Genomic DNA, 17,471 nt, shown 5'->3' with positions numbered 1-17,471 from the left:
TTTTCCAGATTTCGGCAAAAATCTTACTTAACGTTCAGAGTCACATCGATATTTCCACGGGTGGCGTTGGAGTATGGGCACACCACGTGCGCCTTTTTCACTAAATCTTCCGCCACGCTGCGCTCGATGCCCGGCAGCGAGATATCCAGCTGCACTTCGATGCCGAAACCGTTCGGGATTTCACCGATGCCGACGGTGCCGTCGATCTTGGCTTCGGCCGGGATTTTGACCTTTTCTTTCGCCGCGACAAACTTCAGCGCGCCGAGGAAACAGGCCGAGTAACCGGCGGCGAACAGCTGCTCGGGGTTGGTGACTTCGCCGCCGGTGCCGCCCATCTCTTTCGGCACGCCCAGTTTCACGTCCAACACGCCGTCGGAGGAGGTCGCACGGCCGTCGCGGCCGCCGGTTGCGGTGGCGTGAGCGCGGTAAACCACTTTCTCAATAGACATCGTTCATTCCTTCTTGCTGGTTGGCGAGATGACTACGGCTTCCACGAGGTAAAGCCGGTCACATATTTATCTTTTGCGATTAAATCGCGCACTACTTATTTTAGGCACTTATTAACCAGTGTAGACCACCCGCGCCGTTCTTGCGTCCGGCGGCGGCGGGTCAAATCTGATCGATCAGGCTGCCGCGCAGCTTTTCCAGCTGCTGTTTGAGCGAGACGATCTCGTCCAGGCTGCAGTCGGTGGCGCACATCACCGCCTCGGGCACCGATTGCGCCCGCTCGCGCAGCGCGCGGCCGGCTTCGGTCAGGGCGATGATCACCTGCCGCTCGTCGGTGGTGGCGCGATAACGCACCAGCAAACCGGCGGTTTCCAGCCGCTTCAGCAGCGGCGTCAGCGTGGCGGAATCGAGGAACAGCCGCTCGCCGATATCCGATACCGTCACCCGATCGCGCTCCCACAGCACCATCATCACCAGGTATTGCGGGTAGGTGAGTTCGAGCTGGCTCAACAGCTTGCGATAAACTTTGTGCAGCGCCAGATTGGCGGAGTACAGCGCGAAACAGAGCTGCTGATCGAGCTGCAGCAGGTTCTTCGCCTTGGGTTGTTCGGTCTCGGTGCTTTTCATGTGTGTGAATATAGATAGCGCACGATATAATCGCAAGCTATTTCTTGTGAGGTATGCTACATTTTTTTCATGCAGAGGATGCTCGGAGGGAAAGGAAATGACGAACACGCTTGCAGAACGCGCGCGCCGCTACGCCACCAAGGCGCATGCGGCTATCGATCAGCGCCGCAAATACACCGACGATCCGTACATCGTCCACCCGCAGGCGGTGATGGAGCTGGTGCGCAGCGTACCGCACACCGAAGAGATGCTGGCCGCCGCCTGGCTGCATGATACGGTAGAAGACACGCCCACCACCCTCGGCGATATCGACAGCCATTTCGGGCCGAAGGTGGCAGAGCTGGTGCGGATGTTAACCAACGTCAGCCACGCCGAGGACGGCAACCGCTTTGAGCGCAAAAACCGCGATCGGCGCCACAGCGCCGGCGCATCGCCGCAGGCCAAAACCATCAAGCTGGCGGACCTTATCGATAACACCCGCTCGCTGCTGGACTACGACAGCCACTTCGCCCAGACCTACCTGATCGAGAAACAGCGCCTGCTGGAGGTGCTGACCGAAGGCGACCCGACGCTGTGGCGCCAGGCCAGCCATATCGTTGAACAGGGGCTGCTCAGGTTGCAGCAGCCACCGCACAACGTGCCCGCCAGCTGGTTCGAACACGCCCGCCGGCGCTACCGCGAGAGCGACGCGGCCTGATCAGAAGGTCACCACCGTTTTCAACGCCGTCACCCAGGCGTCCTGCGTCTCGCTGACGCCCGCCGGGTGATGCCAGTACTGCAGGCCCGGCTGCAGCTGCAACCACGGCGTGACGTTAACCCGGTAATACAGCTCCGCCGTCACCGAGTGGCCCGGCACCGGCCGGTAGTTCGGATCGTGATAATCGCTGATGCCGCTCATCTGGTTGAGATAACGCTGATTGTCTTTATAGCGGTCGCTCAGCTTCACCACCGAGACGCCGAGCCCCAGCCAGTCGTCCGGCCGCGCATCGAACAGCCCGCGATAGCGAATACCGGTCGAGGTAGACCAGTGCAGGTAGTTGCTGCGCTGATCTCCCAGCCCCAGGCTGTAAAACACGCTCAGACCGCGGTTGACGTCATCCGCATGGCGCGTCACCTGCTGGTTGAAACCGGTATACAGGAACCAGGTGCGATCGTGACTGCGATAGCCCTGCGGATCGCTGGCGCCCGGCCCGCCGGACACCCCTTCATAGAGATCGCTCTGGCGCGCGTTGGTGAACAGCACGCCCAGGTTATACACCCCCGGCAGCTGGTTGACGGCGTGGGTTTTCAGCTCCAGCTCCATCGGCAACAGGAAGCCTTTGCTGCCCTTGGTAGACCAGCTCCAGGCGTGGCTGCGGCTGGGGGCGCTCGGGTTCTGCTCCATCACGCCGCCCTTGAGGGTCAGGCCGTCGGTCAGCTTGTATTGCAGCGTGGTGCCCCAGTAATGCACGTTCCAGTTGTACCAGGTCAACGAGTTGGCGGACTTGCCGCCGCACAGCGTCAGCGTCTGAAAATCGCAGGGAATGATCTGATCGAAATCCTGCACCTTGTTCATCATGCCGATGCGCCACTGCAGCCGGCGATCGAGGAAGGAACGGCTGAAGGTCAACCAGCCCAGCCGGGTAATCGACTGCCCGCCAAAGCTCTCCTGCGACAGATCGGTCAGGCCGACGCGCGGATCCTGCAAGCGATCGCGGGTCAGGTTGTTATCATGGTTGCGGTTGACGATATTGCCTTCGATCGCCGCGTCCGGAATGCCGGTCAGCGCCTGCAAATCCTGGCTGAAGGTCAACGAGAATTGGTCGATGTACGACGCCTGTTTGTCGTGGTTGTAACCGCCGCCGGCGTTATACGACAGCTGGCTGAGGTAACCGAGATTATAGTGGAAGCCGTGATCCTCCAGGATCGGCCTGATCCCCAGCATATCCCCCAACAGCCCGGGCTGCGGCGGCTCAAAGCCGAGCGCCACCCCTTCCCATTTGGCGGTGGGGGCTTCGACGTCCTTGCCGGTTTGCAGCGTTTCCGCCTGCGCCTGGCTACAGAGCAGCGCCAGCGCCGCCAGGGTCATGGAACGAGGTAATAAGCTTTTCATCATTATTATATTTCTCCGCATAACGGCTGACTGCGGGCAACAGCATTCCCTGGGAGAGAATTTCCCATCATGAACAGCAGCGAATAACGTTAGGTTAACGCCCGGCGCTTGCCGCCGGGCTTAGAGGCTAGCGCCGGTCTTTCAGGCTGGCGCCGTTGCTGTGGATCACATCGCGATACCAATAGAAACTCTTCTTGCGGCGGCGCTCGAGGCTGCCGTTGCCGGCATCGTCCCTGTCGACGTGAATGAAGCCGTAGCGCTTCGACATTTCCGCCTTCGAGGCGCTGACCAGATCGATCGGCCCCCAGCTGGTGTAGCCCATCACCTCGACGCCGTCGTCGATCGCTTCCGCCACCTGCACCAGATGGTCATTGAGGTAGTTGATGCGGTAGTCGTCGTGGATGCTGCCGTCGGCTTCGACGCGGTCTTTGGCGCCCAGCCCGTTCTCGACGATGAACAGCGGTTTCTGATAGCGATCGTACAGCACGTTGAGCAGGTAGCGCAGCCCGATCGGGTCGATTTGCCACCCCCACTCCGAGCTGGCCAGATGCGGGTTCGGCACCATATCGAGAATGTTGCCGCGCGCCGTCTCGTACTGCGCCGGATCGGCGGTGACGCAGCCGCTCATGTAATAGCTGAACGAGATGAAATCGATGGTTTCGCGCAGCGTTTGCCGATCTTCCTCGGTGATCGCCACCTGAATGCCGTTTTCACGGAAGAAGCGCTGCATATAGGCCGGGTAATAGCCGCGCGCCTGCACGTCGCCGAAGAACAGCCAGTCGCGGTTTTGCCGCTGGGTTTCCAGCAGATCTTCCGGCTTGCAGCTCAGCGGATACAGAATGCCGCCCAGCAGCATGTTGCCGATTTTGCCCTCCGGCACGATCTCGTGGCAGGCCTTCACCGCTCTGGCGCTGGCCACCAGCTGATGGTGGATCGCCTGATAGATGGCGCTCTTGTCGCTCTCCTGCGGCAGGCCGACGCCGGTGAAGGGCGCGTGCAGCGACATGTTGATCTCGTTGAAGGTCAGCCAGTGTTTGACCTTGTGCTTGTAGCGTTCGAACACGGTGCGCGCATAACGCTCGAAGAAATCGATGGTGCGGCGATCGCCCCAGCCGCCGTAGTGCTTCACCAGGCCGTAAGGCATTTCATAGTGCGACAGCGTGATCAGCGGCTGAATGCCGTACTTCGCCATCTCGTCGAACAGCCGATCGTAAAACGCCAGCCCGGCTTCGTTCGGCGTCTCTTCGTCGCCCTGCGGGAAAATGCGCGTCCAGGCGATCGAGGTGCGCAGGCACTTGAAGCCCATTTCGGCGAACAGCGCGATGTCCTCCGGATAGCGGTGATAGAAATCGATCGCCACGTCCTTGATGCCGCTGTCGCCCGCCGTGCGCGGCGTAATGGCGCCGAAGATGCCCTGCGGCTGCAGATCGGAGGTCGACAGCCCCTTGCCGTCGGCCTGATACGCGCCTTCTACCTGGTTCGCCGCTACCGCGCCGCCCCACAGAAAATGTTGCGGAAACTTGCCGTTCATCGCCTGCTCCTCAATTAGCGTAATAAAGTCAGCAGCGGCGCCTGTTCCTGCACCGGAGACAGGCCGCTGGTCAACACGTCCACGTAGTCATCGCTGTTGCTGATGATGATCGGCGTGGTGGTGTCATAGCCGGCGGCATGGATCGCCGCCTGGTCGAACTCGATCAGCAGATCGCCTGGAGCGATCCGCTCACCTTCCCGCACGTGGGCGGTGAAATGCGCCCCGTCCAGCTTCACGGTATCGATGCCGACGTGGATAAGAATCTCCGCGCCGTCGTCTGATTCGATGCCGATGGCGTGTTTGGTTTTGAACAGCGACGCCACGCTGCCGCTGACCGGCGCCACCACGCGCCCCTGCTGCGGCGCGATCGCCACCCCTTTCCCCAGCAGGCCGCTGGCGAAGGTCGCGTCGTTCACCTGATCCAGCGGCACAATGTCGCCGGCGATCGGGCTGAGAATGGCCTGTTTGCGGTTAAGCGGCGCGGCGGCTTCAGGCTGCGCCGCGTCTTCCGCCGGCGCAACGCCGAACAGGTAGCTGGCCAGCGCGGCAAACACGAACGACAGTAGGGTGCCGCCGATCGCGCCCCATACCGTGGCGTCGATGCCGCCGCCGGGGATAATCTGCGCGAAGGTGAATACGCTCACCAGGCCGAACGAGTAGACCGAGGTATGGAAGTAGCCGATCACCGCACCGCCCAGCGCGCCGCCGATGCAGCCGAAGATGAACGGGCGTTTGTTCGGCAGCGTGACGCCGTACACCGCCGGTTCGGTGATGCCGAAGATCCCGGCGCCGATGGCCGAAGCGGACAGCGCCCGCAGCTTGGCGTCGCGGGTGCGCAACATCACGCCCAGCGTGGCGCCGACCTGCCCCATCACCGCCGGCAACAGCAGCGGCACCATGGTGTCGCGCCCCAGCACGCTCAGGTTATTGATCATCAACGGCACCAACCCCCAATGCAGGCCGAAGATCACGCACACCTGCCACATCGCCCCCATAAAGGCGCCGGCGATGATCGGGTTGAAGGCGTAAATGCTCTGATAGCCGTTGGCCAGCAGGTGGCTGAGCCAGGTCGCCGCCGGGCCGATCAGCAGGAAGGTCAACGGCACGGTGATCGCCAGGCACAGCAGCGGCGTAATGAAATTGCGCAGCGCGCTGTGGATCACCCGGTTAAACAGCGGCTCCAGGCGGCAGGATACCCAGGCCGCGAAAATGATCGGGATCACCGACGAGCTGTAGTTGATGAAGGTCAGCGGAATGCCGAAGAAGTATTCGCGCACCGCCCCCGGCTGCTGCGCCGCTTCGAACGCCGCCATCATCAGCGGGTGCGTCAACGCGCCGCCGATCGCCATGGTGACGAAGGGGTTGCCGCCGAATTTTTTCCCGGCGGTGTAGCCGAGCATGATCGGGAAGAAGTAGAACAGCGAGTCGCTGGCGGCGAACAGCATTTTGAAGGTGCCGCCGCTCTCCAGCAGCCAGCCGCAGGCCAGGCTCAGCGCCAGGAAACCTTTCAGGATCCCCGAAGCGGCCATCACCCCGAGCAGCGGAGTAAAAATGCCGGACACCAGATCGATAAAGCGGCTGAGCAGGTTGTCTTTTTTACCGTCCGCATCGCTGCCGTTCGACGCACCTTCGGCCAACCCGCCGACCCGATTGACCGCGTCGAACACCTCCGCCACGTGGTTGCCCACCACCACCTGGAACTGGCCGCCGCTCTCCACCACCATGATGACACCGGGGTTTTTCTTCAGCGCTGCCGCGTTGGCGCGGCTGTCGTCACGCAGCTTGAAACGCAGGCGGGTGGCGCAGTGCACCAGGCTTTTCACATTGTCGCGGCCACCGACGCCGGCCAAAATCTCACTGGCTAATGTGTCATATTTCATACGGTTATCCTTAGACTTCGCGTTCTGCCGCTCCCCTCCCCGCGCTGGCCTGGCGCTGAGGCGGAATTCGGCGCAAAAAAAAACCTAAACCTCGCGGCCTCTGCCCCATCGGGGAACAGAAACGCGAGGTTTAGGTTTTGCCTGCCGTAGCAGTAACAACCCTAAATCGGTTGAGTTATGACGTTAACACCGCGGATTTTGCCGGGGCAAGGCTTTGCGCCGGCAAATTGCCGAACTGTGATCGCTTATACAAAATGGCCTCAATGCGCGAAATAATGCATGCCACCATCTACCGGGATCACCGCACCGGTGATATATCGCGCGAGCGGGGAACAAAGAAACGCCGCCAGATAGGCCATGTCTTCCGGTTCGCCGAAGTAGCCAATCGGGATATGTTGCGCAATGAACGCCTGGCGCGCTTCATCACAAGCGTATAAGCGCTCGCGGATCTGTTCACTGTTGATGCGCCCCGGCTGTAACGTATTGACGGTAATCCCCTGCGCAGCCACATCGCCGGCCAATCCTTTGGCCCACAGATGCAATGCGCCCTTGGCGGCGCTGGCGGCGCTCAGGTTGCGCGGCTCCATCGAGCCGCTGATGTTGATAATCCGGCCCCAGCCTTGCGCCTGCATGGCCGGCAACAGCGCCTGAGTTAACCGCCGAGCCGGCGTGAAGTTCAAAGCAAAGGCGTCATCCCAGCTGCGATCGCTGTCGTTCAGCGTCGTGGGGTGAAACGCGCCGACCGCGTTGATCAGAATATCGACGGTCCCCACTTGGCGCAGCGCCTGCGCCGCCAAACGGGCGAGAGCCTCAGGCTCGGTCACATCGGCAACGATCACCTGCGGACGCGCCGCCCCTTGCCGTTCCACCTCATCCGCCAAGACCTGCAGCCGGTCACCGCGTCGTGCGGTGGCCACTACCTTGACCCCTTGAGCGGCCAATACCCTGACCATGCCGGCACCGATCCCTTCGCTGGCGCCCGTGACCAATGCCGTGCGTTGCTGCAATCGCAAATTCATAAGAAATCCTAATTGAATAATTCAATTTAAAAGGAAACGTTCACACATTGAATCACGCCGTTATTCGTGTGAATATTCCCGAAAATCGCATCATCAATGTGCAGGAATTCACCGATGTTTGACTGGCAGGATTTAAAATACTTCGTGGCGCTGGCGCGCACCGGTTCGTTGTCGGCGGCATCGCGGGAGTTGGGTTGCGATCACGCCACCGTCGGGCGACGCGTAGCGGCGCTGGAACAGGCGCTCGGCCTGCGTTTGATCGTACGGCTGCCGCGCAGCACACCGTTGACCCAGGACGGGCAGGCGATTGCCGGGCTGGCGGCGGAGATCGAGGCGCAAAGTCAGGCTATCGCCCGCCATGCGCGCAGCGCCGGCACAATGCCCCAGGCCGACGTGCGCATCAGTGCGCCGCCGTCGATCGCCGCGCATATTCTCGCGCCGCGCATCACCGAATTTAATCAGGCTTTCCCACAAATCGTCGTGACGCTGGCGGGTGAGTCCGCGCTCGCCGAGCTGGATCGTGGCGAAGCGGACATCGCCGTGCGCATGGTGCGCCCACAGCAACCGGAGCTGCTGACGCAACGCATCGGCATGATGCGCTACGCGCTGTACGCCGCGCCAGAGCACGCCGCACTGCCCGATGCGGCGCGCCGCTTTCTCGCCTATGACCATCACTACCAACAGCAGCCGCATCAGCAATGGCTGCAACAGCTGTTACAGGGGCGACCCGTGGTCTTTCAGGCCAGCGATCTGTTTTCATTGCAGCAAGCGGCACGATCGGGGTTAGGCGCCGCCGTTTTACCGACGTTTGTCGCCGATAACGATCCGAATCTGGTTTCGTTGCCCACGGCGAGCGCCGCGCCAACGCGCGAGCTTTGGCTGGTGACGTATCCCGATTTGGCGCGCACCGCCGCCGTGCGCGCGGTGATGAATTTCCTGGTCGAAACGCTCGGCAAAACGTGCCCATTGCCGGCATAAAGCATCAGCATGACTAATATAAATACTGGACAAAAGTCACGCGGGGGATTATTACTGGTCAACGCTTAATCGAAAGTAGGGATGGCAGTCACCATGGTGTTGCGTACTGATGTAGGACGGATTCTGATCACTGGCGCCGGCGGCCGGGTAGCCACGGCGTTTCGTCAGGCAATGGGCGATCGCTACCCGCTACGATTGGCGGAACGGGATATCAGCCTGCTGCGCGATCTGCAGCCCGGCGACGAAGTCATCAGCTTCAACATCGCCGATCTCGACGCCTGCCGCGCGGCCTGCGCCAATATCGACACCGTGTTGCACCTGGCGGCCGATCCCTCCCCCGACGCCGACTTCTGCGGCTCGTTGATGGACAACAACATTCTCGGCACCTTCAATATCTTCCGCGCGGCGAAAGACGCCGGTTGCCGCCGGGTGGTGTTCGCCAGCAGCGCACAGGCGGTGGAAGGCTATCCGCTCGATTATCAAATCCGCCCGGACGACGCGCCGAAGCCGAAGAATCTGTACGGCGCCAGCAAAGCCTTCGGCGAAGGCATTGCCGCCTACTTCGCCCATCAGGAAGGGCTTTCCGCCCTGTCGGTGCGTATCGCCAACTTCACCACCCTCAGCCCGGACGATCGGCTCAGTGCCCGCGACATGAGCGCGTTTCTCAGCCATCGCGACGCCGCCGATCTGCTGGAGCGCTGCATTCGCGTCGAAGGGGTGCAATATGCGGTGGTGCACGGGGTTTCCAACAACCGCTACACGCGTTTATCGCTGGAAGAAACCCGCCGCCTGCTGGGTTACGCCCCGCAGGACGATGCGTTCAGCCTGCTCGGCTTTGCGTAGGTGCGGCGAGCAGGCCCGCCGCACCTGCGTATTTAGCCGTTGGCGTAAGCGACTTTTGCGGCGGTGCGGCTGGTGAACAACACCAACAGCAGCGCCAACCCGGCGATAATCGCCCCCATCACCGGCACGAAGCTGTAACCCAAACCGGCGGAGACCACCGCGCCACCGGCGGCGGCGCCCAGCGCATTGCCCAGGTTGAAAGCGCCGATGTTGACCGAAGACGACAGCCCCGGCGCTTCGCTGGCCACGCGCATCACGCGCATCTGCAGCGGCGGCACCACGGCGAAGGTCGCCGCGCCCCAAATCACCATGCTCACCGCGGCGCCGATGTCACTGCGCGCCAGCAGCGGGATCACCAGCATGATGGCCACCAACAACAGCAGGAAGCCCTTCAGCGTCGCGCTCTCGGAACGGTCGGCGAACTTGCCGCCCAGGTAGTTGCCGATCGAGAAACCGACGCCGATCAGCACCAGCATGGTCGTCACGAACAGCGGCGTCGCCTCGGTGATGTGCTGCAATACCGGCGAGATATAGGTATAGAGCGTGAACATCGCGCCCGCCCCCAGCACGGTGGTCAGCAGCGCGGTCAGCACCTGCGGCCGCACCAGCACCGACAGCTCGCGTTTCACGTCAGGGCGCGCGCCGGCGCTGCCTTTCGGCAACGAGAACCACAGCCCCAGCATGGCGATCACGCCCAGCCCTGCCGTCGCCAGGAACGACATGCGCCAGCCGATGGTTTCACCCAGCCAGGTCGCGGCGGGCACCCCGCCGATATTGGCGATGGTCAGCCCCATAAACATGGTCGCCACGGCGCTGGCCTGTTTCTCTTTCGGCACCACGCTGGCGGCCACCACCGATCCGAGGCCAAAGAAGGCGCCGTGATTCAGGCTGGTGATGATGCGCGACAGCATCAGGGTGGTGTAATCCGGCGCGATGGCCGACAGCACGTTGCCCAGGGTAAAGATCGCCATCAGGAAAATCAGCGCGCTTCTGCGCGCCCGGTGCGACAACAGCAGCGTCATCAGGGGCGCGCCGACCATCACACCGACGGCATAGGCGCTGATCAACATGCCGGCCATCGGAATGGAGACGTCCACCCCTTTGGCGATAGTCGGCAGCAAGCCCATGGGTGAGAATTCGGTAGTGCCGATGCCGAACGCCCCTACCGCTAGCGCTAACAAGGGATAATTCACTTTCATGCAACAACTCCGGTTTACCGCTGCCGAAGCGCGGGAACAGTTAAGATGCCGAAAGTATGACATTGATCACACCAAAGATAAGCAGGCGGGAGGCTAAAAGACTTTTGCAAATTTGTTAAAAGTGCATGGCAAGATCGGCATAGGGTACCAAGATTGCTTTACCACGATCGCGGTGATGCGTACGGAGAATGGCGATCGTATGTCTAAATGGTAAGCACCAGGAAAGTCACTCCGCATTTGGGTTATTTATCCCCCGCATCCCATATTCGGGTAAATCCAATGAAAAACCTATGATATTACTCACTGACTATGCGTTATCGGCGATAGCGTGGAAAACGTTAGTCCTCACGACGTGACTAAGAGGTGCGTAATGAAAGTGGTCAACCAAATTAATTTTTATACAATTAGGATATGAATTATAAAGAAAAAATAAACACCATAAATACCAGAGTGCAGAAAACAAAACTAACACAATGAAATAAAACAATATTTAATAAAAAATTATCAAAGCAATTAGATTTAAAAATAATTATCAAGCATGGATTTGATTTATAAATAAGTTGATACTTAAAAGTTAAAAATACAAATAAAAAAGTCAAAGCATCCAAATAGTGAATGGGGAAAACACCAATCCTCTATATTCACACCAATGGGTTGAATATATAAGCGAACATGTAAATATCTTTATGTGCGGTGCTATGGTGGCGCCGCTTTGATTAAGGAAAGATCGTATGTCTAAATCACCTATTGGCACTACAGCCACGACAGGGCAGAAATGCCCGGAAAGCGGTGTGTGGGAAGTGGTTGGCAAACCCTCAACCACAGCGCCAATCGCTAAAGGCAATATCATGCCTCCCTATGGCGGCAAAGGCGTCACCTGGAAATTGATCCAACACGCCTAATCTGAGCCCATCCAGCCTCTTTCTATGAAAGAGGCTCTTTATCTGACTATCGGCACCGCATCGCTTAGCGCTTTTCATTGCGCACTTTGCCCGAGCGCATTTCGATGTTCCGCTGCAGTTCGCGCAGCCCGCCGGCCAGGAAGCAGGCTTCCGCCAGCACGAACAGCGGGCCGATGATGAGGCCCGTCACGTCGTCCATAAACGCCGGTTTTCGCCCCTCCCAGAAATGCCCGACAAACTGAAACAGCCAGCCGATGACAAAGCCGCCGATACCGACGCTCAGCCACGCCACCGTCGACAGCGACGCCACCCAGGCGCCGAACACGAGGCACAGCAGCAGCAACGCCAGCATCATGATGCCAAGGCGCAGGTTCAGCCGCAGGTAATAGAGGGCCGCGACAATAACCACCGCGCAGGCCGGCGAAAACGGCAGCCCTCCCGCGCCCCACGCCGGCCGGGAGAGCAGCGCCAGCAGGCTGATGACGATCAACGGGATGCCGATAAAATGCGTGGCGATATTGCGCGCATCGCGGTGATAGGCGGCATAAGCGGCAAGTTGATCTTCCAGATTTCGCATGTTGACCTCCGGTATGTACGGCCTTCGTCGCCGAACGCGCGCCGCCGCATGCGGCTGCCCTTACCCATAGCTTAGCGCGGGATCACCAAGACCGGTTGGCCAATCTCATCCAGCAGGCCGCGCGTGACGGAGGCGTTCAGCCAGCGCCCCAACGAAGACAGGTGGCGGTGCGAGATGATCAGCAAATCGCAGTTGAACAACGCCATCTGTTCCGGGATCACCTCGATGGGCGCCCCCGCAGCCAGCAGGCCCTGGGCGTTGAAGCCCATCTGTTTCAACGCCCGCGTCACCTGCCCGACCTGCTTTTCCGCCAGCGCCTCTTCGCGCTGGGCGGCGGGATATTCTTCACGCTCGTCGCTGTCGAAACGCAGGCCGCTGCGGCTAAGCGTGAAGGCATTGTCTACCACCGTCAGTACGATCACGCCGCCGATGCTGCCTTGCAGGCGCGCCATAAAATCCAGCGCGTTGCCGCTGTGTTCAAAGCAGTCCACCGCCAATAACACTCTCTCAATCATAACCATCCTCATTCGCCCGAGTTAAATCGCGCCCTTGAAATTGGCTTCGCCCTTTTTCCAATAACCTTTGGCAAACAAGGCGGCGCGGGAGATGCCCATTTCGTTGATAAAACGCGCCTTCAGATAGGCGGCGACCTGGTGTTCGCAGGCCAGCCACACCTGCCCTTCGCCGGCCGGCAGCTCGCAGTGGCTGACGGCCTGCACCAGCGGGCTGTTCATCACGCTGTCGAAATGCCGGGTGCGTATTTGCCAGCTGTTCATCTGCAAAAAGGAGCAATCGACATCCTGAATCTCCTGCGCATCGCCCACTTCGGCGAACCACAGCACCGGCAGCGGGGCAGACAGCGAGGCGAGAATGGTGCGCATGGCGGGCAGCGCGGTCTCATCGCCCAGCAACAGCAGCCAGCGAGTTTGCGGCAACAGCCGGAAGCCGCCGGAGCAAGGGCCGGCGAACCCCAGCTTGTCACCCGGCATCGCGTCGCGCGCCCAGTTCGACGCCGGGCCTTCGCCGTGCAGCACCATATCGATATCGAAGGTGCGGGCGAGTTTGTCGATGCCGCTCAGGGTATAAGCCCGCCCGGCCAGCGTGTCGCGCCACGGGAAGAACACCTTGACCCAGCAGGCCGGCTCCTGCGCGCGCGGATCGGCGATAAACTTATCCACATCGTCGCCGCTCAACGTGATGCGGCGGATCCGGGCGGTGACTTGCCGCACGGCGCTCACCCGGGCCTCGCGTTTGCGGCGGGTATCCCTTTCCAGCATCTCGTCGACCATCTTATTCAGCGTGTTGTGCATCAGCCTTCTCCTGTGGCGCCGCAGACGGGTAGGTGTGTTCCCAGCCGCCGCCCAGCGCTCGATAGATATTCACCACGGCGATCGCCGTCTCCTCCTGAGCAACAATTTGCGCGGACTGCAGATCCAGCAGCGCGCGCTGCGTGCTCAGAACGTGGATAAAATCGCTGGCGCCGTTCAGATAGCTGTCGCGCGCCAGCGCAAACGCGTGTCGGTTGGCGGCCAGCGCCTCGGCCAGGTGCGTCTGGCGGCGCTGCTGGGCGCGGTAACCGGAAAGCGCGTCGTCGATCTCATGCCAGGCGCGCAGCACCGTTTGCTGGTAGGCGATGGCCATTTCCTGCTGCCGGTATTCGCTCAGGCGCACCCGCTGGGTGATTTTCCCCCCGTCGAACAGCGGCAGATACAGGGCGGGGCCGATGGCGAAGGTATGCGTGGACCAACTGCCCATATCCGCCAGCGCCAGCGCCTGATAGCCCGCGTTGCCGGTCAGCGTGATGCGCGGATAGTAGTCGGCGGTGGCGACGCCAATCTCGGCGGTCGCCTGATGCAAACGCTCCGCCGCTTCGCGAATATCCGGCCTGCGCAGCGCCAGATCCGACGGCACGCCCATCGGCACGGCGTGCGCCAGCGTCGGCAGCGGCCCCGTTGGCGACAACATCGCTTTCAGCGCGCCCGGCCGCTCGCCCAGCAGCAGGCCGATGGCGTTGATCAAGCGTTCCTGCCTACCGAACAGCGCCGGCAGCAGGGCATCCACCTGCGCCAATTGCACCTGCGCCTGATCGATATCCAGTTCGTTGCCCGCACCGCTTTGATAACGGCTTTGCGTCAGTTGCAGCGTACGCAGCGCGGTGGCGCGGTTTTCCTGCGCTACCGCCAGCTGCTGCTGCGTGGCGCGCAGGCGCAGATAGTCGCTCGCCACCTCCGCCGTCACCGACGTCAGCAGCGCGCGCCGATTCTCCTGCGAAGCGGCGAAGCCGGCGCGCGCGCTTTCCGATGCGCGGCGCAGCTTGCCCCACATGTCCAGCTCCCAGGTGGCGCTGAATCCGCCGCGCCAGAGATGATAATCCGCCTCTCCGCCGTTGCCGGACGGATCCATGCTGCCCACCGAGGTGGCACGCTGGCGCTGATAGGCGCCGTCCAGGCTCAGATCCGGCATCAGCGCCGCCTCTGTCGCGCCCAGCAGTGCGCGGCTTTGCTGCATGCGCGCCGTGGCGAGCTGCAGATCCAGGTTGCCGGCCGCCGCGCGCTGCACCAGTTGCGACAGCGACGCATCGTTGAATATCGACCACCAAGCCACCGGCAGCACCCCGCCGCCGGCCTGCTCACCCCAGCTCTCGGGCAACGCGTTCTGCGGCCGAGCGTAGTCCGGCCCTACCGCCCGGCAGCCGCTCAGCGCCATCAACAGCAGCGGGATCACGGCCCTGTTCATTGCACGCCTCCGTCCAGCGTATTGATGCTGACGTCCGCGGACATGCCGACGCGCAGGGCGCTCAACAAGGCGGCGTGCTCTTTGTTGATATCAAACACAATCTTCACCGGGATGCGTTGAACGATCTTGGTGAAGTTGCCGGTGGCGTTCTCCGGCGCCACGGCCGCGAAGCTGACGCCGGAAGCAGGCGCAATGCTGTCCACCTGCCCTTTCAGCGTTTGTCCGGGAAAGGTATCGATATGGATGTCCACCGACTGCCCGTGCGCAATGTTTTCCAACTGGGTTTCCTGGTAGTTGGCGATGATGTACAGCTTGTCCTGCGGCACGATGGCCAGCAGCGCATCGCCCGGTTTGACGAACTCCCCGACCCGCAGGCTTTTCTTGCCGACCACGCCGCCGATCGGCGCGATGATGCGGGTATAAGACAGGTTCAGTTCAGCCATCGCTTTCTTCGCCTGCGCCAGCATCAGCTCGGCATCGCTGTCCGCCAGCTTGGCTTGCAGCACCTGCTCCATGTTTCGCGCCGCTTTGAGCGTCGCCTCCGCCTGCGCCACATTGGCGGAAAGCGTGTGCACCCGCGTTGTCGCCTGCTGCGCCGCCTGCTGTGAACCCGCGCCGCTGCTGGCCATTCTCTGATAGCGGTTCTGCTCCTGGCGCGCAAACGCCAGCTCCGCCTGCGCCGCCTGCCGCTCCGCCAGCGCGGCAGCGATCAGCGCGCTCTGCCGGGTGAGGTTGGCCCTGGCGTCGTCCTGCCGGGCGCGGGCGGATTGCTCCTGCGCCGTTGCCTGCGCCAGCGCGACGTTGAATTCACGCGGGTCGATCACCGCCAGCAACTCCCCCTGTTTGACCCACTGGTTGTCCCTGACCAACACCTGCGCAATTTCACCGGCAATCTGCGGAGAAATACGCGAGATATCGGCGCGAATATAGGCGTCGTTGGTATTCTGCTGTGTCTCTTTAATAAGGAATTTGTTCATTAATAACCCCAGCGTAATGACGGTAACCGCCAATACGGCGACGGCGACTTTCTTGTTAGCCATAAAAGTGACTCCACTTAATATTTATTTCTGATGATAAAATGTCAGGCAGCGACCGAACGCGGCGGATAAATACGGGTCGGCATAACTAAAATCAGCGCGGTCAGTAATAACGCCAGGCCGGCAACCAACAGATAAAGATCGGCGCTGGCCAGCACGTGGCCCTGCCGAGCGGCAAGCTGCGCCAACTGCTCCGCCGACCCCGATGCGCGGCTGTAGGCCGAGCCAAAACCGTCGGCGATCGTGCCGGCGTGATAGTCCCCGCGCTGCCGGCTGAGCAGCGCGATGGCGCCGCCGGCCGCGGTGGCGGCGAAACCCTTCACCGTGTTGAACCAGGCCGCCGCAAACGGCCCGTCGGTCGGCAACAGCCCACCGGTCGCCTGCATCAGCAGGGGGATGATCGCCATCGGTTGAGCGATCGCCTGCAACAGCGCGATGACGCGAAACGTGTCGCCGTTCCATTCCGGCGTCAGCTGGGCGGCCAGCACGCAGGCGGTGGCCATCAACAGCAGGCTGATCGCCAGTACCCAGCGGCAATCCACCCGCGGCGTATTGCATATCATGGCGACAATCGGCAGCGTAATTAATTGCGGCAACGCCACCCACAGCATTAAGTCGGAGGTTTGTTCCTGACGGTAACCCTGAATCGCGGATAAATATCCCGACGTGATATTAACCAGTGACACCATAATTAACAGTACGCCACCCAGCGTAATTAAGGAGAAGGACAAATTCCTTTTGCTTAATAGCTGCAAATTGAAAAAAGGCAGCGGGTGATACCATTCATTGATCAGAAATAACGCCAATAATCCGCCGCCGCCCAATAATAAAACGTAGATCAGCGGCGAGTTCAGCCAGTCGAGGCGCTCCCCCTGAGAAATGCCCACTGTCAGCATGCCGAGCGCCACGCCGCCAAGCAGCAGGCCGCGCCAGTTGAACTGCCGCAGGCGCTCCAGCCGCAGCGGATCCTGCGGCAGACCGTAGCCGATGCACACGGCGGCGATCGCCATCAGCGGCAGGTTCCAGTAGAAGTACCCGCTCCAGCCCCAGTGAAAGGCGAAGGCGGCGGCGGTGGCGCCCAACGTGGCGCTCCAGGCAGAGACCCAGCCGTAGGCGCCCAACCCCAGCACCTTGATCAGCGGCGGCATAAAACGCAGCACCACCGTCATCAGCATCGGCGGCAACGCGCCGCCGGCGAAGCCCTGCAGACTGCGCACCGCCAGCAGCACGCCATACTGTTCTCCCAACCAGGGCGTCAGCAGCCCACCGGCCAGGTAAATGCCGCACATCGTCAACGCCACCCGGCGCAGCGAAAAGGTCGGCCAAAAACAGGGCGTGAACCCGGAACCGATCACAAAGCCGGTGACGTAACAGGTGGTCAGCCAACTGCCGGCATCGAAGCTCAGCAGCATGCCGCCCTGTATATCCGCCAGCGCGAACTTGCTGGCGTTTTCCCCCACGCCGCTGGCCATCACCGCCAAAAACACGCCGAACAGCCCCAGCCAGGTGCGGCCGTTGATTTCACCGGCGCTGGCGAGCCATCGATTTTTGTGGTGCGGCGTAACAGACACCTCAACCATTCCCCACTCCTGCTGTTTCAGCC

The 17,471-nt window shown here is 61.3% G+C and carries 17 protein-coding genes; 4 read left to right on the top strand and 13 right to left on the bottom strand.

The genetic code is table 11. The features are described from left to right. Positions 1-23: 23 nt before the first annotated feature. Positions 24-449: an organic hydroperoxide resistance protein gene (locus ACYF6X_RS00500; protein WP_460924899.1), complete on the bottom strand. Its 426-nt coding sequence runs from the start codon at positions 447-449 to the stop codon at positions 24-26. Positions 450-609: 160 nt separating this feature from the next. Then, a complete protein-coding gene (locus ACYF6X_RS00495; RefSeq protein WP_049202597.1) occupies positions 610-1,074 on the bottom strand; it encodes a MarR family winged helix-turn-helix transcriptional regulator in 465 nt (154 codons plus the stop codon). A gap of 97 nt (positions 1,075-1,171) precedes the next feature. On the opposite strand from ACYF6X_RS00495, the gene ACYF6X_RS00490 reads away from it, so the two are divergent. Then, positions 1,172-1,771, top strand: a complete 600-nt coding sequence (locus ACYF6X_RS00490; protein WP_049274352.1) for an HD domain-containing protein — start codon at positions 1,172-1,174, stop codon at positions 1,769-1,771. Here ACYF6X_RS00490 and ACYF6X_RS00485 read toward each other — a convergent pair whose 3' ends face one another. The 4 genes from ACYF6X_RS00485 to ACYF6X_RS00470 form a co-directional block, all read right to left on the bottom strand. Next, entirely contained in the window at positions 1,772-3,142 is a 1,371-nt protein-coding gene (locus tag ACYF6X_RS00485; RefSeq protein WP_369803993.1) for a carbohydrate porin, read from the bottom strand. It abuts the gene before it with no gap. 151 nt (positions 3,143-3,293) lie between these two features. Then, positions 3,294-4,697 (bottom strand): glycoside hydrolase family 1 protein, encoded by a 1,404-nt coding sequence (locus ACYF6X_RS00480; RefSeq protein ID WP_038875902.1) that lies wholly within the window; start codon positions 4,695-4,697, stop codon positions 3,294-3,296. Positions 4,698-4,711: 14 nt separating this feature from the next. Next, positions 4,712-6,577, bottom strand: coding sequence for a PTS beta-glucoside transporter subunit IIABC (bglF, locus tag ACYF6X_RS00475; protein WP_107227506.1), 1,866 nt, complete (start codon positions 6,575-6,577; stop codon positions 4,712-4,714). 260 nt (positions 6,578-6,837) lie between these two features. After that, positions 6,838-7,596 (bottom strand): SDR family NAD(P)-dependent oxidoreductase, encoded by a 759-nt coding sequence (locus ACYF6X_RS00470; RefSeq protein ID WP_130018477.1) that lies wholly within the window; start codon positions 7,594-7,596, stop codon positions 6,838-6,840. A gap of 114 nt (positions 7,597-7,710) precedes the next feature. Between ACYF6X_RS00470 and ACYF6X_RS00465 the strand changes: the two genes are divergently transcribed. Beyond that, positions 7,711-8,574 (top strand): LysR family transcriptional regulator, encoded by an 864-nt coding sequence (locus tag ACYF6X_RS00465; protein WP_130018478.1) that lies wholly within the window; start codon positions 7,711-7,713, stop codon positions 8,572-8,574. 93 nt (positions 8,575-8,667) lie between these two features. Continuing rightward, the gene (locus ACYF6X_RS00460; protein ID WP_063989116.1) at positions 8,668-9,417 is read left to right on the top strand and encodes an NAD-dependent epimerase/dehydratase family protein; all 750 of its coding nucleotides are present in this window, start codon (positions 8,668-8,670) and stop codon (positions 9,415-9,417) included. Positions 9,418-9,449: 32 nt separating this feature from the next. Here the strand turns inward: ACYF6X_RS00460 and ACYF6X_RS00455 are convergent, their stop codons facing one another. Further along, positions 9,450-10,616: an MFS transporter gene (locus ACYF6X_RS00455; protein ID WP_063989117.1), complete on the bottom strand. Its 1,167-nt coding sequence runs from the start codon at positions 10,614-10,616 to the stop codon at positions 9,450-9,452. Positions 10,617-11,347: 731 nt separating this feature from the next. On the opposite strand from ACYF6X_RS00455, the gene ACYF6X_RS00450 reads away from it, so the two are divergent. Further along, on the top strand, positions 11,348-11,518 hold the full coding sequence (locus tag ACYF6X_RS00450) for a hypothetical protein (protein ID WP_165384400.1): 171 nt from the start codon (positions 11,348-11,350) through the stop codon (positions 11,516-11,518). Between the two features lie 64 nt (positions 11,519-11,582). Here ACYF6X_RS00450 and ACYF6X_RS00445 read toward each other — a convergent pair whose 3' ends face one another. The 6 genes from ACYF6X_RS00445 to ACYF6X_RS00420 all read right to left on the bottom strand — a co-directional run bounded on the left by ACYF6X_RS00445 (position 11,583) and on the right by ACYF6X_RS00420 (position 17,448). Beyond that, on the bottom strand, positions 11,583-12,095 hold the full coding sequence (locus ACYF6X_RS00445) for an Mpo1 family 2-hydroxy fatty acid dioxygenase (protein ID WP_130018479.1): 513 nt from the start codon (positions 12,093-12,095) through the stop codon (positions 11,583-11,585). A gap of 71 nt (positions 12,096-12,166) precedes the next feature. Continuing rightward, a complete protein-coding gene (locus ACYF6X_RS00440; protein ID WP_033636596.1) occupies positions 12,167-12,610 on the bottom strand; it encodes a universal stress protein in 444 nt (147 codons plus the stop codon). 21 nt (positions 12,611-12,631) lie between these two features. Next, complete coding sequence (locus tag ACYF6X_RS00435; protein ID WP_130018480.1) at positions 12,632-13,405, bottom strand: siderophore-interacting protein; 774 nt, start codon at positions 13,403-13,405, stop codon at positions 12,632-12,634. After that, positions 13,386-14,831: an efflux transporter outer membrane subunit gene (locus tag ACYF6X_RS00430; RefSeq protein ID WP_063989119.1), complete on the bottom strand. Its 1,446-nt coding sequence runs from the start codon at positions 14,829-14,831 to the stop codon at positions 13,386-13,388. The genes ACYF6X_RS00435 and ACYF6X_RS00430 overlap by 20 nt, the downstream gene beginning before the upstream one ends. Then, the gene (locus ACYF6X_RS00425; protein ID WP_063989120.1) at positions 14,828-15,871 is read right to left on the bottom strand and encodes an HlyD family secretion protein; all 1,044 of its coding nucleotides are present in this window, start codon (positions 15,869-15,871) and stop codon (positions 14,828-14,830) included. The genes ACYF6X_RS00430 and ACYF6X_RS00425 overlap by 4 nt, the downstream gene beginning before the upstream one ends. 41 nt (positions 15,872-15,912) lie before the next feature. Then, a complete protein-coding gene (locus ACYF6X_RS00420; RefSeq protein ID WP_130018481.1) occupies positions 15,913-17,448 on the bottom strand; it encodes an MFS transporter in 1,536 nt (511 codons plus the stop codon). Between the last annotated feature and the right edge of the window lie 23 nt (positions 17,449-17,471).

The sequence above is a fragment of the Serratia sp. ID 25-353 genome (assembly GCF_054792795.1).
The sequence above is the reverse complement of the archived record's forward strand: the minus strand, read 5'-3'. Positions and strand labels throughout refer to the sequence as shown.